The organism is Pseudomonas sp. NPDC090201 (assembly GCF_044746825.1).
Taxonomy (GTDB): domain Bacteria; phylum Pseudomonadota; class Gammaproteobacteria; order Pseudomonadales; family Pseudomonadaceae; genus Aquipseudomonas; species Aquipseudomonas putida_AD.
In genome coordinates this window covers 13,341-29,893 of sequence record NZ_JBIVCX010000014.1, presented here as the reverse complement: position 1 = coordinate 29,893, position 16,553 = coordinate 13,341, and the positions used below count along the sequence as shown (strand labels likewise).

Sequence of the window (16,553 nt, the reverse complement as noted above, 5' to 3'; positions counted from 1 at the left end):
CAAATCCCGGCAACACCCCAACCCCCGTAGCAGCCGGGCTTGCCCGCGGGAGCGGTCTTGAATCAGCCCGGTTCAAAAAAGAAAACACATCCCCCTGTCCCCTTTTTCAACCTCACCGGTCATTGAAGGTAATTGAACAAAATACGAGAGCTTTCCTCTATGTCCGCCGTTTCGCCTTATCGCTTGCGCCCGCTGCTGCACCTGGGGCTGTTGTTCACCTTGAGCTCAAGCCCCTTCCTGGCCGCCACCAGTTGGGCCGACGCTACCCAGCGCCGCAGCTATCAGGTGCCAGCCGGCACATTGGGCGCAGCGCTGACCCGGTTTGCCGGCCTTGCCGGGGTCAATCTTTCGGTGGACCCGGCGCTGGTCAGCGGCCATGACAGCCCAGGCCTGTCCGGCGAATACGGCGTGGAAGAGGGCCTGCGCCGACTCCTGCAAGGCTCCGGCCTTGAGCTGGTGCCGGTGGGCGAGCAGGCCTACACCCTGACCCCCGCGTCGGAAGGCAGCAGCCTGCAACTGGCGCCGACGTCCATTCTCGGCGCGACGGCGGGGGCCGGCGACGGCCAGTCCTACGCCGGCGGCCAGGTGGCGCGGCGCGGTTCCCAGGGGCTGCTGGGCGACAAGGACTTCATGGACACCCCGTTCAGCATGACCACCTACACCCAGGAAACGGTCAAGAACCAACAGGCGCGCACCCTGGGTGACCTGATCGCCAGCGACCCGTCGGTTCGCGCCACCAACCCGGCAGGCGGGCGCTACGAGCAGTTCACCATTCGCGGCTTCAGCCTGTTCAACAGCGATGTGGCCTATAACGGCCTGTACGGCGTGCTGCCCACCTACACCATCGACATGGAAATGGCCGAGCGGGTCGATGTGCTCAAGGGGCCGAGCCAACTGATCAACGGCATCTCGCCACGAGGCAGTGTGGGCGGCGGGATCAACGTAGTGCCAAAGCGGGCGGGTGACACGCCCCTCACCGAACTGACCACCCTCTACGCCTCCAATAATCAGGTGGGTGGCGCGCTGGACGTGGGCCGCAGATTCGGCGACGAGAACCAGTTCGGGATCCGCTTCAACGGGGTGAAACAGTCCGGTGACACCGAATGGGACCACCAGAGCGTCGACCGGGAAATGGCCGTGCTCGGCCTGGACTTCCGCGGTGACCGGCTGCGCCTTTCGACCGATGTCGGCCACACCGAGCGTGACACCGACGCGCCGCAGGAGCGGGTGCAGATCGGCACCAACGCCAGGGTGCCCAACCCCAACGATGTACGGCACAACTACGCCCAGGCCTGGAGCAAGGCACGCACCAAAGACACCTTCGGCACCGTCAACGCCGAGTACGATGTCAATGAATCGGTGATGCTCTACGGCGGCGTCGGGGCGCGCAAAAGCAATCACGACTTCCTGCGGCACGCCGTGTCGATCACCAACAACGCCGGTGACTTCAGCGTCCAGCCCCGGGACTTCACCCGGGACGAAAACGTGCGCACGGCCACCGCTGGCGTGCGCAACTGGTTCCACACCGGTCCCGTCAGCCACGAGCTCAACCTGGCCGCCAGCTACTTCTACATGGACTTCGAAAACGGCGGTGCGCGCTACGCCTCGGCGCCCAGCAACCTGTTCAACCCGGTGGACACGCCAACGCCCGTCAACCCCACGCGCCAGGACGCCCGGGTCTACACCGAAAATCGTTTCAGCGGCGTGGCGCTGTCCGACACCCTGGGGTTCTTCGATGACCGTTTGCTGCTGACCCTTGGCGCGCGCTGGCAGCGGGTCAAGGTCGATGACTGGAGCGACGGCGTGAAAGGCATCACCTCCTATGACGAAGAAAAGGTCTCGCCCTCGGGCGGGATCCTCTACAAGGTCACCGATCAGGTCTCGCTGTATGCCAACTACATGGAGGGCCTGAGCCAGGGCAAGATCGCGCCGTCCACCTCGATCAACGAAGACGAGATTTTCCCGCCCTTCATCAGCCGCCAGGTCGAGTTCGGCGCCAAGTACGATCAGGGCACCTTTGGCCTGACGGCGGCAGTGTTCCGCATCAAGCAGCCTGCCTACGAGACCAATTCCATCACGCGGGTGTTCGGCCCCAACGGCAAGCGCCAGAACGACGGTGCCGAGGTCACGGTGTTTGGCGAACCGCTCAAGGGCGTTCGCCTGCTGGGCGGTGTGATGTACATCGACAGCGAACTGACCCACACCACCAACGGCACCTTCGACGGCAACCGCGCCCCGGCGACCCCCAAGTACAACGTCAACCTGGGCGCCGAGTACGACGTGCCGGGGGTGCAGGGCCTGACGTTGACCGGGCGCGGCATCTACTCAAGCTCGCAGTACCTGGATCAGGCCAACAGCAAGGAGATCGACTCGTGGGAGCGCTTCGACGTCGGCGCCCGCTACGCCTTCAAGGTCGAAGGCAAGTCGGTGACGCTGCGGGCCAACGTCGAGAACGTACTGGACAAGCGCTACTGGAGTTCGGCCGGTGCATCGGATGACAGCGAACCGGGCCTGACCCTGGCCACGCCGCGTACTTATCTGTTGTCGGCGACCATCGGCTTCTGATGACCAATCAGCCGGCCTCGGCCGCAGTCGCCGCCAGCAGCCAATGGCGGAAGACCTCGGCCGAGGGCGACAGACTGCGGTGCCTGACCGACACCAGGTACTCGCCGAACCCGGTGATGCATTCAAAGTCGGTCACCCGTTGCAGTTCACCCTTGGCGATCGCTTCGTCGCCCATGAAGGTCCAGGCAAGGCCGATGCCCATGCCTTGCTGCACGGCGCGAAACGCCAGGGTCAACTGGTTGAACACTGGCGCCTTGTCCGGCGGCAGGTAGTCGTGCCCCAGGTGTCTGAACCACTGTTGCCAATCCAGACAATGCCAGGCCGACGTATCGATCTGCACCAGGTTGGCTTTCGCCAGTTGTTCCAGCGTCTGGATACCCGCAACGTTCAGTGACGGGTGCGCCACGGGGTAGACGATCTCTGGCAGCAGGAAATCGCTGTTCAGCGACGCCCATTCACCCGCGCCGTAGAGCACGCCTAGGTCGAAGTCGTTGAGGCTGGCCTCGTCGATTTCGTTGATCGCATGCACGTGCACGGCGATGTCGGGGTAGGCCTTGTTGAATTCGATCAACCTGGGAAACAGCCAGAACTGCGCCAGCGCGTGGGTCGCCAGCACCGAAACGGCGTTGGACTGGTGCACGTTACGGATACGCGTGACGTTCTGGTAGAGGCTGGCGAGCATCACGTTGACCGTCACGAGCAATTCCTCTGCCGCTTGGGTCAGGGCGACCCCACGGGGTTTGCGCTCGAACAGCGCCACGCCCACCGAAGCCTCCAGCTGGCGCATCTGCTTGCTCACGGCGCTTTGCGTGATGAACAGCTCTGAGGCCGCGCCGGTAAAGCTTGCGTGACGTCCGACCGCCTCGAAGGTGATCAGTGTTTCCAGGGGCGGCAGGGTGCGCAGGTAGCGGTTGATGGCGACTCTCCAGGGGCTTCGGGATGTCCATGACATTCCGTGGGGGAATGTGTCGCTGAATTTTTATCGCATGTGCGCAGGTTTGGCCACCGATAGAATCTGGGCAAACTGCCTTTCGAGTCGAACACATGAACAGCGGGATCGGGTTTGCGTTGCTGGCGGCTGCCATCTGGGGCGGGGTGATCATCGGCCCCTCGCTGTTGCCGGAATTCAGCTCGGTGCTGATCAGCAGCGCGCGTTTTGCCCTGTACGGCCTGATTTCACTGCTGATTGCGCTGCCGTTCGCCTCACGCCTGTTCGCCAGGCTGACCCGCGCCGACCTGATGTTGCTGCTGCGCCTGTCGCTGGCCGGTAACGTACTCAACTACGCCTTGCTGGGCGCGGCGATCCAGTTGTGCGGGGTCACCGCCGGCGCGCTGATCAACGGCACGATGCCGATCGCGATCACCTACCTTGCCCGAGGCGACGCAGGCTCGCTGCCCCTTGGCAAACTCAAGCTGCCGCTGCTGATGGTCTTCCTCGGCATCTCATCGATCAGCCTCGGGCACACGGCAAGCGCCGCAACGGGCAGCTCCCTGTGGTCCCAGGCGCTGGGCCTGGCGTGCGGGTTCTGCGCGGTCTTCAGTTGGTCCTGGTTCGCCACGCGCAACGCGCGCTACCTCAGGCAGAGCCAGTTCAACAGCAGCGAGTGGTCAACCCTGATGGGTATCGTCACCGGCGTTGTCGCGGTGCTGTTCGGCGCCGTGGCGCTGCTGCTGTTTCCCGACCTCATGCCGAGCCAGGTCGAGAGCGGCCGCTGGATGACGTTCTTCTGGGTCTGCGCTTACCTGGCATTCTGTGGCTCGTGGCTGGCCAATGGCTTGTGGAACGCCTGCTCGCGGCGCATGGCCTCGTCACTGAGTGGCCAGTTGATCGTCATGGAGACGCTGTTCGCCTGTGTCTACGGGTTCATCTACACCCGGCATTTCCCCGGCCTCATGGAACTGCTGTCGATTTCGCTGCTGGTCGGCGGCGTGGTCTGGGCGGCCAGCCGCCATCGGGTGCCTGCGGTCAAGCTGCCGAGCTGCTGAGCCCGTTGCCTCGAACTGCTTCAGGCGTTGTCTTTGCCCGGTCGGGTGAAGGAATAGCGGTCGATGTCGGTGCGCAGCTTCCAGCCCTGGTGCTGCCAGAACTCGGCAGCGGGGTGGTTGGTCTTGAGCACGTCCAGGTGGCATTTTTCGATACCCAATGTTTCAAGCGCCGACAGGCAGCGCTGCACCAGGCGGTTGGCAATGCCCTGGCCCCGGTAATCCGGCAGCACCAGCAAATGCTGCAGATAACCCCGTCGCCCGTCGTGCCCGCACATCACGCATGCGCACAGGCCTGAGTTGGTCTGGGCGACGAAACTCATGCCCGGGTTGCGCGCCAGGTAGCGGGCGGTCGCTTCCCGCGAGTCGGCGTCGCGAATGGAAATGCCGGGGGTCATATTCATCAGGGCAATCACGGCATCGTAATCGTCCAGGGTCATCATGCGGATGTGGATCATGGCAGGTCCTGTGCACAGGGTGGCCGGGCAGGGTAACAGAGCCATGAGCGCCAGATATGACAGCCCCGTTGCAAGGCCAGGCGCGGCTAACAGAGTCTCTCTATCAGGGCCGAATGCTCTGACTATTAGACCTCTGGGAGAAGGCGTCTACCCTTGATCTAGCGTCGGCGATTGCCGTCCAGTTCAAACCTGATAAGGCGATAAAAAAACTACTGAGTTCATTCAGCCTCCAGTGGCTGTGGGGGCCGGGTGACACCGACCAAAGGTAGATCAAACATGGCAACTGAATCGAAATGCCCGTTCAACCATGCAGCCGGTGGTGGCACGACGAACCGTGACTGGTGGCCGAACCAGCTGAACCTGAAGATCCTGCATCAACATTCTTCCCTGTCCGACCCGATGGGTGAGGATTTCGATTACGCCAAGGCCTTCAAGAGCCTGGACTTCGCCGCAGTCAAAAGGGACCTGCTGGCGGTCATGACTGACTCCCAGGACTGGTGGCCAGCCGACTTCGGGCACTATGGCCCGCTGTTCGTGCGCATGGCCTGGCACAGCGCCGGCACCTACCGCACCGCCGATGGCCGGGGTGGCGCAGGCGCGGGGCAGCAGCGTTTTGCGCCGCTCAACAGTTGGCCCGACAACGTCAGCCTGGACAAGGCCCGGCGCCTGATCTGGCCGGTAAAACAGAAGTATGGCCGCAACATTTCCTGGGCCGACCTGATTGTCCTCACCGGCAACGTCGCGCTGGAATCCATGGGCTTCAAGACTTTCGGTTTCTCCGGCGGGCGGCCTGATGTGTGGGAGCCTGACGAGGACGTCTACTGGGGTTCGGAAACCACCTGGCTCGGCGGTGAAGAACGCTACGGCGCGCACAAGGCCATGGAGCAGCCGGGCCAGGGCGATCTGGTAGCCGAGCCTGCCAAGCGCCCGGAAGAAGAAAGCCGCACCGACTCGGGCGAGCGCATTCTGGAAAACCCGTTGGGCGCCGTGCAGATGGGCCTGATCTACGTCAACCCCGAAGGCCCGGAAGGCAACCCGGACCCGGTCAAGTCCGCCATCGACATTCGTGAAACCTTCGGCCGCATGGCAATGAACGATGAGGAAACCGTCGCGCTGATCGCCGGCGGCCACGCCTTCGGCAAGACCCACGGCGCAGGCCCGGCCGACAACGTCGGTGCAGAGCCCGAGGCCGCAGGGCTGGAAGAGCAGGGCCTGGGCTGGCGCAACAAGTTCGGCAGCGGCAAGGGCATCGATGCCATTACCAGCGGCCTGGAAGTGACCTGGACCTCGACGCCCACAAAATGGAGCAACGAGTACCTGGAAAACCTCTTCAACTTCGACTGGGAGCTGACCAAGAGCCCGGCGGGTGCCCATCAGTGGAAACCCAAGAACGGTGCAGGGGCAGGGCAGATTCCCAATGCGTTCGATCCGGCCAAACGGCAGGAACCGCGCATGCTGACGTCTGACCTGGCGCTGCGTTTCGACCCGATCTACGAACCGATCTCCCGGCGCTTCAAGGAAAACCCCGAGCAGTTGGCCGACGCCTTCGCCCGCGCCTGGTTCAAGCTCACCCACCGCGACATGGGACCGCTGGCACGCTACCTGGGCCCGGAAATGCCCGGTGAGGAACTGCTCTGGCAGGACCCGATCCCGGACGCCAAGCAACCGCCGATCAGCGACAGCGATGTGGCTGCGCTCAAGGCCAAGGTGCTGGAGTCGGGGCTGTCGGTGTCGCAACTGGTGTCCACCGCGTGGGCTGCTGCTTCCACTTTCCGCGGTTCCGACAAACGCGGCGGCGCCAACGGCGGGCGTCTGCGTCTGGCGCCACAGAAAGACTGGGCGGCCAACCAGCCCGAACAACTGGCTAAAGTGCTGTCCACCCTTGAAGGCATCCAGTCGGGGTTCAACGCCGGTGGCAAGCACGTTTCACTGGCGGACCTGATCGTGCTGGCCGGTGCTGCGGGCGTCGAGCAGGCGGCGAAGAACGCAGGGCACAGTGTCAGCGTGCCGTTCACCCCGGGCCGCGCCGATGCGTCGCAGGAGCAGACCGACGTCGAATCGTTCGGCTTTCTTGAACCCATCGCCGACGGCTTCCGCAACTACCTGAAAGGGCAGTACAAGGTGTCGGCGGAAAAACTGCTGGTGGACAAGGCGCAACTGCTGACCCTGAGCGCGCCGGAAATGACCGTGCTGCTGGGCGGCCTGCGGGTGCTGGATATCAATGTCGGGCAGAGCAAGCACGGCGTCTTCACCCAGCAACCGGGAGCGCTGACCAACGACTTCTTCAAGAACCTGCTGGACATGAACGTGGAATGGAGGGCCACTTCACCGAGCAACGAAACCTTCGAGGGCCGTGATCGCAAGACCGGTGCGGTGAAATGGACCGGCACCCGCGTGGATCTGGTGTTCGGCTCCCACGCGCAGTTGCGGGCCCTGAGCGAGGTATATGGCAGCGCCGATGCGCAGGAACGGTTCGTGAAGGACTTCGTGAAAGTCTGGGCCAAGGTCATGAATCTGGACCGTTTCGACCTGGCCTGATCCGGGCTCGGCCTGGCTTGAGTGAACTACAGCGCCGCCGTTTGAGGCGGCGTTGTCGTTTGTATTCCGCTCGGGACTAGGCCCATGAAAAAATTGATTTGTACAGGGCGCAGCGGTTCTCGTAGTTTGGCTTTCCCTGCAACTGCGTTCCCTGAATATGGAGATCAAGTCGTGAACACTGCCCGCACTCGCTTGTACGTCGATGCCCAATACACCAGCCCCTACGCAATGTCGGCGTTCGTGGTGCTCAAGGAAAAGGGCATTGATTTCGAATTGATTGCCCTGGACCTGGGCGCCCGCGAACATCAGGCCAAAGACTATGCCCATCTGTCCCTGACCCAGCGCGTGCCGACACTGGTGCAGGGGGATTTCGCCCTGTCCGAATCCAGCGCGATCATCGAGTACCTGGAAGAGGCTTTCCCGCAGGCGCCGGTGTTCCCGCAAGACATTAAACAGCGCGCCCGCGCGCGGCAGATCCAGGCCTGGCTGCGCAGTGACCTGATGCCCATCCGTCAGCAGCGCTCGACAGAAGTGGTGTTCTGCGGGCAAAAGCGGCCACCCCTGACCGCCGAAGCAGCGCCCGCCGTGAGCAAGCTGTTCGACGCCGCCAGCACCTTGCTTGCCGATGGCCGGGAATACCTGTTCGGTGAATGGTCGATTGCCGACGTGGACCTGGCCCTGATGCTCAACCGCCTGATTCTCAACGGCGACGACGTGCCGCCTGCCCTGGTCCAGTACGCACAACGCCAATGGCAGCGGCCCAGCGTCCAGGCATGGCTAAACATGCGGCGCTGAATGCTCAAGACACCACATCGCCCGCGGGGGCGTCCTTGAAATCGCTCCCGCCGGCAAGCCGTGCTGCTACGGTTTTCAGGTGTACCTCCGATGTTTGCCCGGCTCGGATCTGTGGGAGCGGGCTTGCCCGCGAAGGCGGTGGATCAAGCACCATCAAGGCGTCAGGTCGTACGCCTTCGCGGGCAAGCCCGCTCCCACAGGTTATCGGTACACCTTGGATGATGCGATCATCCTGGGGTCTTGTGCATACCGGAGCAGGATTAGATATTCATCTGATCCGTATTTTTCACATCAGCCTGAATCTGTACTGAAACAGCACATCCCTCCACAATCGATCCCACATCAAGGCACTCGCCCAATCCGGCCCGAAGCCTTGGAGGCAGGTGTTTTCACCTGTACCGCAAATCTGTCAATGAGAGGTGGCCCCATGGGCAAGATGACGCTTTTTCTGTTGGGATTTCTGGCGTTGACCATCGGCATCGGCATGCTGGCAACCATCCCGCCGGGTTGATATCCCTATCAGGCGCCATGGCGCGCCTGTCAGGGCTGTGCCGGGAGAGACACGCGCATTGCGGCTTTTAATAATAACTATTACCATTCGCGCCTTTCTCCCCATGCCCCCATCCCATGACTCTCAAGCTGCCGCGAAGCAAAGGCTTTCTTGATCACTACGAAGAGCTCGTGGGCACCTGGACTCGCCGTCTGAAGAACCGTCATCAGGCCGAAGACCTGACCCACGACGCCTTCGTGCGCGTGCTGGAGTCGGGTGGGGCCAGTGTCGAGCAGCCTCGCGCGTATCTGCACCAGACGGCCCGCAACATTGCGGTCGACACCTGGCGACGGGAAGACCGGCGCCAGGAGCTGGAAACACACTCCATCGACAGTTCAGCCGGCCACGAAGGTGACCCGGAGGCGTTCATGCATGCCGTTCAACTGGCCGACTCCGTCGAGCGGGCGTTGGCCGAGTTGCCGCTCAATTGCCGCAAGGTGTTCATCTGGCAGAAGCTCGAAGGCTTGAGCCAGCTCGAAATCGCCGAACGGCTGGGTTTGAGCAAGAACATGGTGGAAAAGTATATGATCCGCACACTTCGCCATCTGCGTGACCGGCTGGATGCCTCGGCGAAATGAAGCTTTGTCATCGGGAACAGGCCCGCCTTTTATCAGCTCAGGAAATGCCATGACGACGGACCGTGAATGCCCATGTGGCGCCGATGCTGTACGCGATCAGGCGGCCTTCTGGTTCGCCCGCTCGCGCGATGGCGACCTGCCTGCCGAGGAGCGTGCCGGTTTCGAAAGCTGGCTGGCCGAGCATGACCAGCACGCCCATGAAATCCGCCTGTTGCACAACCTCTGGGGCGCCGCCGACCTGCTGCCCCGTGCCCGTCTTGAAGCCCTGTGCGAAGCCGACGCGCCGACGCCGTTGCGCCCTCCGAAACCCGCGACGGGCAGGGCGTTCATCCGTTACGCCGTGGCCGCCAGCCTGGTGGCGATGGTGGGCGCAGGTGCCTTGTACCTGGGTGTGAACCCCAAGCCCGACTACAGCGAAGAGTTCGCCACGGTCCTGGGTGAACGGCGCCAGGTGGCCTTGCCCGATGGCTCGGTGCTGGACCTCAATGGCCGCACGCGCATGAAGGTGCATTTCTACCGCGACAGCCGGCAGATCGAGCTGGCCGAAGGCGAGGCCATGTTCAGCGTCGAACACGACCCTTCGCGACCTTTCGTGGTGCAGACTGGCCAGGGCTCGGTGACGGTCACCGGCACCCGTTTCGATGTGCGCCGCGATCCGGCCCTGACCCAAGTGGCGGTGGAATCCGGTACGGTGAAGGTCAAGGGCCGTGCCGACGAGCCGGGCAACCAGGTCACGCTGACCGCAGAGCTGGGCTCGAACATCGACGCCAGCGGCAAGGTGACCCCGGCATCGGCGGTCAACACCGCAGCGATCACCGCCTGGCGCGGCGGCAAGCTGGTGTTCAACGATGCCTCGCTCAAGGATGTGGTTCGGGATGTGTCGCGTTATCGGGAAAAACCGCTGCGGGTCGCGCCGGGCAAAACCGAGAACCTGCGCCTGACCAGCGTCTTCAAATCCGATGACACCGACGCTCTGTTGCGCGCCTTGCCAAGCATCCTGCCAGTGGCCGTGCGAACCCTGGCCGATGGCAGCCAGGAAATTTTTTCAAAATAGATTCAGGTTTTTTTCGCGCCCTTCGTCTTCTTGTCCAACTGCGATTGCTTAGCATTCAAAAATTCGCAGACAGGCTCCGCATTCTGGACTTCAGGACAAGAAACGACGTGAAAAACAATAGACTCAACGCGCTTCAACTGGCTGTCAGTCGCTCACTGCCATCTTCGCCATCCTCCCGCTGGCTGCCGTGGGTCCTGGCCTTTGCCGTGGGCACGGGTGCCAGTAACAGCTTTGCCGAAGGCGCGCCGACGGCGATTCACATCCAGGCTCAGTCCCTGGGCGCTGCGTTGAGTCAACTGGGTCAGCAGACCTCCCTGCAATTGTTCTTCAGTCCTGATCTGGTCGCCGGCAAGCAGGCCCCGGCAGTCGATGGCAACCTGTCGCCGGAGCAGGCCCTGCGTTCCCTGCTCAAGGGCAGCGGCCTGGATTACGAAATCTCCGCTGACACTGTGGTGCTCAAGCCTGCCGGAACCAGCGCCGCCGCGACCTCAGGCAGCATGGAAATCGCCCCCATGGAAGTGAAGGTGGTGGGTGACTGGCTCGGCGATGCCGACCAGGCGGTGGTGCAGAACCATCCTGGCGCGCGGACCGTCGTGCGTCGTCAGGCGATGGTCGAGCAGGGCGCGCAGAACGTCGGCGATGTGCTGCGCAGGATTCCCGGCGTGCAGGTGCAGGAATCCAACGGCACCGGTGGCAGCGATATCTCCCTCAACGTCGGCGTGCGCGGCCTGACTTCGCGCCTGTCGCCACGCTCCACCGTGCTGATTGACGGCGTGCCGGCGGCGTTTGCGCCCTACGGCCAGCCGCAACTGTCCATGGCGCCGATCTCCTCGGGCAACCTGGACAGCATCGACGTGGTGCGCGGCGCCGGTTCCGTGCGCTACGGGCCGCAGAACGTCGGCGGCGTGATCAACTTCGTGACCCGCGCCATCCCTGAAAAACTCAGCGGTGACCTCAGCAGCACCATCGAAACCAGCCGCCACGGTGGCTACAAGAATCTGGAAACCATGTTCATCGGCGGCACTGCGGACAACGGCCTGGGTGCGGCCCTGCTGTACTCCACCGTCAATGGCAATGGCTATCGATCCAGCAACAACGACAACGACATCGACGACGTACTGCTCAAGACGCACTGGGCGCTGACCGAAGAAGACGACCTGTCGGTGAACTTCCATTACTACGACGCCAAGGCCGACATGCCGGGCGGCCTGACCCAGCGCCAGTTCGACGCCAACCCGTACCAGTCCGACCGTGATTACGACAACTTCACAGGGCGGCGCAAGGACGTGTCGATCAAGTACAAGCGTCAGATCGACGACTCGACCCAGGCCGAGGTGCTGACCTATTACACCGACAGTTTCCGTGGCAGCAACATTGCCGCCCGCGATCAGAAGACCCTGGGTTCGTTCCCGCGCAGCTACCACACCTTTGGTATCGAGCCTCGGGTATCCCACGTGCTGGATCTGGGGCCGACCACCCAGGAAGTCAGCGTGGGTGCGCGCTATCTGAAAGAAGCCATGCACGAGCAGGCTTCGCGCCTGGGGCTGGTCAACAATACCCCGGTGGCGATTCCTGGCTCCGACGGTCACGTCTATCAGGACCGCACCGGCGGCACCGAAGCGACGGCGTTCTACATCGACGACAAGATCGACGTGGGCAAATGGACCATCACACCAGGCATTCGCTTCGAGCGCATCAGCACCGACTGGCATGAACGCCCTGTGCTGGGCACCAACGGTGTGCGGGTGCAGGAAAAGGATCGCAGCGTCAACAACAACGAACCGCTGCCGGCGCTGAGCGTGATGTATCACCTGTCGGACGAGTGGAAACTGTTCGCCAACTACGAAACTTCCTTCGGCAGCCTGCAATACTTCCAGGTGGCCCAGGGCGGTATCGGCAATGACACCGCCAGCGGCCTGCAACCGGAGAAGGCCAAGACCTACGAACTCGGCACCCGTTACGACAACGGCACCTGGGGCGGCGAGGTGACGGCGTTCTACATCGACTTCGACGACGAGCTGCAATACATCAGCAACGACGTGGGCTGGACCAACCTGGGCGCCACCAAGCACCAGGGCATCGAGGCCTCGGCGCACTATGACCTCAGCGCCCTGGATGCACGCCTGGCCGGCCTGACCGCCAACGCCGGTTTCACCTACACCCGCGCCACCTATGAAGGCGACATTCCGGGCTTCAAGGGCCGCGACCTGCCGTTCTACTCCCGTCAGGTGGCCACCGTGGGCCTGCGTTATGAAGTCGACCGCTGGACCTACAACCTCGACGGTTTCGCCCAATCGAAACAGCGCGCCCCGGGCACCGGCACCAACGCCGATGGCAGCTTCAATGGCAACTACATCACCGAGCCTTCGGCTGACGGCCAGTACGGCAACATCCCCGGCTACGTGACCTGGAACCTGCGTGGCGCCTACGACTTCGGCAAAAGCATGTCCAACCTGAAGCTGGGTGCAGGCGTGAAAAACGTCTTCGACCACCAGTACTTCACCCGCTCCAGCGACAACAACTCGGGGATCTACCTGGGCCAGCCGCGTACCTTCTTCGTGCAGGCGAGCGTGGGGTTCTAAGGCCGCCCGAGCCCCGTAGCAGCACGGCTTGCCGGCGGGGGCGGTGTGTCAGACAAGAATCCATTGCCAGACACACCGCTCCCGCCGGCAAGCCGTGCTGCTACGGGATGATTTGACAATCGGTTTGGCCCGGGTCAGCCCGGGAAATTGCACCGAAAACTCACGGCCCGGTGATCTGACGGTCCCGCCGGGAGTACTCTGCCAGTTGAAGGCTCAGTGCCGTTGACCACGGCATAGTCGAGCATGTTCAGCGGGGCGACACTGGGGTGGGTTTCGGAAGCGGGCAGCGCCAGTTGCGCGATGTCGGGTGGGGAAATCCAGTTGCCTCGCCGTTGCGTTGAACCGGGTGGGCCTTGGCGTGGGTCCCTGTTGAAGTCTCCCGTCATGAAAAAGCGCGAAGGCGTGTGCCAACTGACTTCGCGCAGCATGCGCGGGGCGTTGACACCCCCGCCGGAGATTGCATGAAAGCTGTAGACGCTGAAGAGTTCCTGGGAATCTGACCGGAAACGTAGCTGCAGGCCCAGCGCGGGGCGATTGAATCGGCCGCTCTCGCTGTTTGGCAAACCGTCTGAAATCAGCACGGGCCTCACGATTTCCAGTCCGCTGGCTTCAGAGACGACGATGGCCAGGTTGACCCGCAAGCGTTGAACATTGACAAAGAAGATCTGATATCGCTCCGGGCGCGTATCCGTGCCGGCGTTCCAACGGTAGTGCTCCACCTCGAAAGCTGTGCCGAACTGGTCCAGAACAGCAATTCGGTTCGCCAGAGGCGCCGACCTTGGCACTACCCCCACCTCCTGCAAGGCCACTACCGCATTGGCGCGAGCCAGTTGCAGGACGAACGTGCGCCACTTGGTATCGGTCGCTTCCGCAGCCCCCTGCATGTTCCAGGTCGCGACGTTCACCGGATGATTCCCTGCGACGCGGGGTCTGCCCAGTTCGATCAACGCGTCCTGACCATCGTCGCGAATCAGGGCGTGGTAATAATCACGGATGCCGCCTTGCAGGTGGATCCGGGCATGCCAGGGACCGTGCGCGGCACCGACGGCGAACTGCAGCATTCTCAGGGCGTCGCCGTAATCGAGGGTCTGAGGACCAAAGGGCGCCCGCAGGCCGTTCATGATGAATGCGTGGTGAAGGTGATAGAAGCTCAGCAACAGCGGGTAACTGTCCCGCGGGTGCACGGCATTGATGTGAGCGATGATCCCGGCTTCGTTGTACAGGCGACTGAAGGTTGACCTGAGAACCAGTGCGTAGCTGCGTTGCGCGGGGTCGTTGGCGCTGCGCATGCAATGGGTCGACAGGTAGTAAACCAGCCAGGCAGCCGTATGCCGTGCAGTCTCCGGGTTGGTGGGCAGCAGGGCGAAGATATCGGTCACGATGACTTCCAGCTGTGTCGCGAAATCTGTTGCGCTCAAGGATGGCAGTAGCTGCATCGAGGTGTAATCGTGAATCGTGTTGTCAACGGGCATGGGCGGGACTCACGATCAGGATGCCGAAGCGGTGGGTGGGGGTACGTAGCCGGGGAAAACCGCGACCAGTGCGCCATTCTGAACGGCCATGCCTGGACTTCCCGGCCCGCACAGAATTCCGTTGCTGGGGATGACCGGGCTGACGGCGTTGCCGTCGTAGGTGTATTGGTCCAGCCGATTGTTCTTCCCGATGAAGATCAGTTTGAGCAGACCGTTATGGACCGTGAGGCCGGGGGAATGGCCATATCGCCTGTTGATCAGCAGGATGCTGCTCGTCCAGTTTTCGCCATCGCTTTTGAGCAGATAGACTTTCTTGTCGTCGCGATCTTCATAGATCAGATGAATCAGACTCTGGTACAGGGTTGCCACAGGACTGAGGTAGGTGGAGATGTTGTTGTCCTTGTCTTTCTGGAGGGTTTTCCACGTTGTCCAGGTGACAAGATTGATGGTCGTTCTGTAAAAAACGCTCGAGAATCCAGAATGCTTGTAGAACATGAACAGCACGCCATTGAGGACCGAGAACGTCGGTGTTTGTGACAGCCCATCCGTGAGCTCTGCTGTCTGTGTGAAGGTCTGCGCCGTTTCGTTGTACTTGCACACCGCAATGTTGCCAGATGTGTTCTTGTAAACGATGACCAGTTGGCCTTTGAAAGACGCAAGCCCCGGTAAGGTTGTGCTGACCAGGCCAGTACTCGGTGTGCCCAGGCTCCACTGCGCTGATGAGGACTGCCGGCTGCTTAGCCTGATTTCGCCGCCACTCAGGTAGGCGCAATACAGAGTTCCTTTGTGCAGCACCATGCGGCAGCTTTCCGAAGAGGCTTCATCGACCAAGGTGGACCCGCTGAGAATGCCGTGCAGATTTTGGGTGTAGTTCAGATTCATGACCGAGGTTTCCTGAAAAAGGGAAACCTCACTTAGTCACGCTTTGCAGAGGTAAGCTGCCGGGTATTTCCCCGCTGATCTGTGGGAAAGGCTGATCTGTGAAGTGAGACGCTGAGCTGAGAAATACGCTGAACGGACGTTCCCAGACCTTGACGATGATTTGTAACGGGACAATACTTCGCTCGGATTCATATAGATGACTATATAACTACAACAGCGAAGCACTTCCCATGAATAGACTGTCCAGTGATGTCCGCCTGCCACTCTACCAGCGCCTTCGTGACCAGTTGGCCGAACAGATCGCCAATAACCGATGGCGTCCGGGGGAGGCGATTCCTACCGAAGCGGCGTTGTCCAGCGAGTACTGCCTGTCCACCGGCACGGTGCGCAAGGCCATCGACATGCTGGTGGGCGAAAATATCCTGGAACGTCAACAGGGGCGCGGCACCTTCATCCGCCGTCCGCAGTTCCAGTCTTCGCTGTTCCGTTTCTTCCGTTTCCAGAGCGTGTCCGGCGAGCGTCAGGTGCCGGAGAGCCGCATTCTGTCCATCGATGCCATGACGTCGCCTTCGGCCGTGTCCCAGGCCCTTGGCCTGCCGCTGGAAGCTCCGGTGATCCGCATGATCCGCCTGCGTCTGCTGGACGCGCAACCGGTGCTGGCGGAGGAAATCTGGCTGCCGCAGGTGCAGTTCCAGACACTGCTGGAAATCGACCTGAGCAAACAGGGCCCGCTGCTGTACCCCATCTACGAAGAGCTGTGCGGCCAGGTGGTGGCCTACGCCGAGGAAACCCTCACCGCCGAGGCCATCAGCGACGTGCACGCCCGGCTGCTGCAGGTGCCCGCAGGCAGCCCGGTGGTGGTGATCGAGCGTCTGGCGCGCAACTACGCCGGCCAACCACTGGAATGGCGCCGCTCCCGTGGCCATGCCAGCCACTTCCGCTACAGCGTCGATATTCGCTAGGGCTGAATACCCCCTGTAGGAGCGCGCTTGCCCGCGACTGCGTCGTGTCAGGTCAGACGTTGCCGCAGACATACCGCGGTCGCGGGCAAGCGCGCTCCTACGGATTCGGATCAAGCCCCGTCACTCGAGAACGG

12 protein-coding genes are annotated in these 16,553 nt (G+C 62.2%); 8 read left to right on the top strand and 4 right to left on the bottom strand.

Features of this window, described 5'->3' with window-relative positions:
* Positions 1-159 precede the first annotated feature (159 nt).
* Positions 160-2,565 (top strand): TonB-dependent siderophore receptor, encoded by a 2,406-nt coding sequence (locus tag ACIPOO_RS24225; RefSeq protein WP_400610329.1) that lies wholly within the window; start codon positions 160-162, stop codon positions 2,563-2,565.
* A 7-nt stretch (positions 2,566-2,572) separates the two neighbouring features.
* On the opposite strand, the gene ACIPOO_RS24220 is transcribed toward ACIPOO_RS24225, so the two are convergent.
* Positions 2,573-3,517, bottom strand: coding sequence for a LysR substrate-binding domain-containing protein (locus tag ACIPOO_RS24220; protein ID WP_274132807.1), 945 nt, complete (start codon positions 3,515-3,517; stop codon positions 2,573-2,575).
* A gap of 92 nt (positions 3,518-3,609) precedes the next feature.
* Here ACIPOO_RS24220 and ACIPOO_RS24215 point away from each other — a divergent pair, with 92 nt between their 5' ends.
* Entirely contained in the window at positions 3,610-4,551 is a 942-nt protein-coding gene (locus ACIPOO_RS24215) for a DMT family transporter (RefSeq protein WP_400610327.1), read from the top strand.
* 20 nt (positions 4,552-4,571) lie between these two features.
* Here ACIPOO_RS24215 and ACIPOO_RS24210 read toward each other — a convergent pair whose 3' ends face one another.
* Positions 4,572-5,006, bottom strand: coding sequence for a GNAT family N-acetyltransferase (locus ACIPOO_RS24210; protein ID WP_400610325.1), 435 nt, complete (start codon positions 5,004-5,006; stop codon positions 4,572-4,574).
* A gap of 276 nt (positions 5,007-5,282) precedes the next feature.
* Here ACIPOO_RS24210 and katG point away from each other — a divergent pair, with 276 nt between their 5' ends.
* The 5 genes from katG to ACIPOO_RS24185 all read left to right on the top strand — a co-directional run bounded on the left by katG (position 5,283) and on the right by ACIPOO_RS24185 (position 13,103).
* A complete protein-coding gene (katG, locus tag ACIPOO_RS24205; protein ID WP_400610323.1) occupies positions 5,283-7,544 on the top strand; it encodes a catalase/peroxidase HPI in 2,262 nt (753 codons plus the stop codon).
* A 171-nt stretch (positions 7,545-7,715) separates the two neighbouring features.
* On the top strand, positions 7,716-8,339 hold the full coding sequence (gene yfcF / locus ACIPOO_RS24200) for a glutathione transferase (RefSeq protein ID WP_400610321.1): 624 nt from the start codon (positions 7,716-7,718) through the stop codon (positions 8,337-8,339).
* Between the two features lie 627 nt (positions 8,340-8,966).
* A complete protein-coding gene (locus tag ACIPOO_RS24195; protein ID WP_274132816.1) occupies positions 8,967-9,467 on the top strand; it encodes a sigma-70 family RNA polymerase sigma factor in 501 nt (166 codons plus the stop codon).
* A gap of 49 nt (positions 9,468-9,516) precedes the next feature.
* Positions 9,517-10,521, top strand: a complete 1,005-nt coding sequence (locus tag ACIPOO_RS24190; RefSeq protein ID WP_400610319.1) for a FecR family protein — start codon at positions 9,517-9,519, stop codon at positions 10,519-10,521.
* 137 nt (positions 10,522-10,658) lie between these two features.
* Entirely contained in the window at positions 10,659-13,103 is a 2,445-nt protein-coding gene (locus ACIPOO_RS24185) for a TonB-dependent siderophore receptor (protein WP_400610451.1), read from the top strand.
* Positions 13,104-13,237: 134 nt separating this feature from the next.
* Here the strand turns inward: ACIPOO_RS24185 and ACIPOO_RS24180 are convergent, their stop codons facing one another.
* A complete protein-coding gene (locus ACIPOO_RS24180) occupies positions 13,238-14,575 on the bottom strand; it encodes an endonuclease/exonuclease/phosphatase family protein (protein WP_400610317.1) in 1,338 nt (445 codons plus the stop codon).
* A gap of 15 nt (positions 14,576-14,590) precedes the next feature.
* Positions 14,591-15,457: a hypothetical protein gene (locus ACIPOO_RS24175; protein ID WP_400610315.1), complete on the bottom strand. Its 867-nt coding sequence runs from the start codon at positions 15,455-15,457 to the stop codon at positions 14,591-14,593.
* A 230-nt stretch (positions 15,458-15,687) separates the two neighbouring features.
* Between ACIPOO_RS24175 and ACIPOO_RS24170 the strand changes: the two genes are divergently transcribed.
* Entirely contained in the window at positions 15,688-16,419 is a 732-nt protein-coding gene (locus tag ACIPOO_RS24170; RefSeq protein WP_400610313.1) for a GntR family transcriptional regulator, read from the top strand.
* Positions 16,420-16,553: the final 134 nt, after the last annotated feature.

What these genes read in the sequence shown, in the direction of transcription:
- ACIPOO_RS24215 (WP_400610327.1), top strand. Translation starts at nt 3,610, where the DNA reads ATGAACAGCGGGATCGGGTTTGCGTTGCTGGCGGCTGCCATCTGGGGC.
- ACIPOO_RS24180 (WP_400610317.1), bottom strand. Translation starts at nt 14,575, where the DNA reads ATGCCCGTTGACAACACGATTCACGATTACACCTCGATGCAGCTACTG.
- ACIPOO_RS24170 (WP_400610313.1), top strand. Translation starts at nt 15,688, where the DNA reads ATGAATAGACTGTCCAGTGATGTCCGCCTGCCACTCTACCAGCGCCTT.
- katG (WP_400610323.1), top strand. Translation starts at nt 5,283, where the DNA reads ATGGCAACTGAATCGAAATGCCCGTTCAACCATGCAGCCGGTGGTGGC.
- ACIPOO_RS24220 (WP_274132807.1), bottom strand. Translation starts at nt 3,517, where the DNA reads ATGTCATGGACATCCCGAAGCCCCTGGAGAGTCGCCATCAACCGCTAC.
- ACIPOO_RS24210 (WP_400610325.1), bottom strand. Translation starts at nt 5,006, where the DNA reads ATGATCCACATCCGCATGATGACCCTGGACGATTACGATGCCGTGATT.
- ACIPOO_RS24225 (WP_400610329.1), top strand. Translation starts at nt 160, where the DNA reads ATGTCCGCCGTTTCGCCTTATCGCTTGCGCCCGCTGCTGCACCTGGGG.
- ACIPOO_RS24190 (WP_400610319.1), top strand. Translation starts at nt 9,517, where the DNA reads ATGACGACGGACCGTGAATGCCCATGTGGCGCCGATGCTGTACGCGAT.
- ACIPOO_RS24175 (WP_400610315.1), bottom strand. Translation starts at nt 15,457, where the DNA reads ATGAATCTGAACTACACCCAAAATCTGCACGGCATTCTCAGCGGGTCC.
- ACIPOO_RS24195 (WP_274132816.1), top strand. Translation starts at nt 8,967, where the DNA reads ATGACTCTCAAGCTGCCGCGAAGCAAAGGCTTTCTTGATCACTACGAA.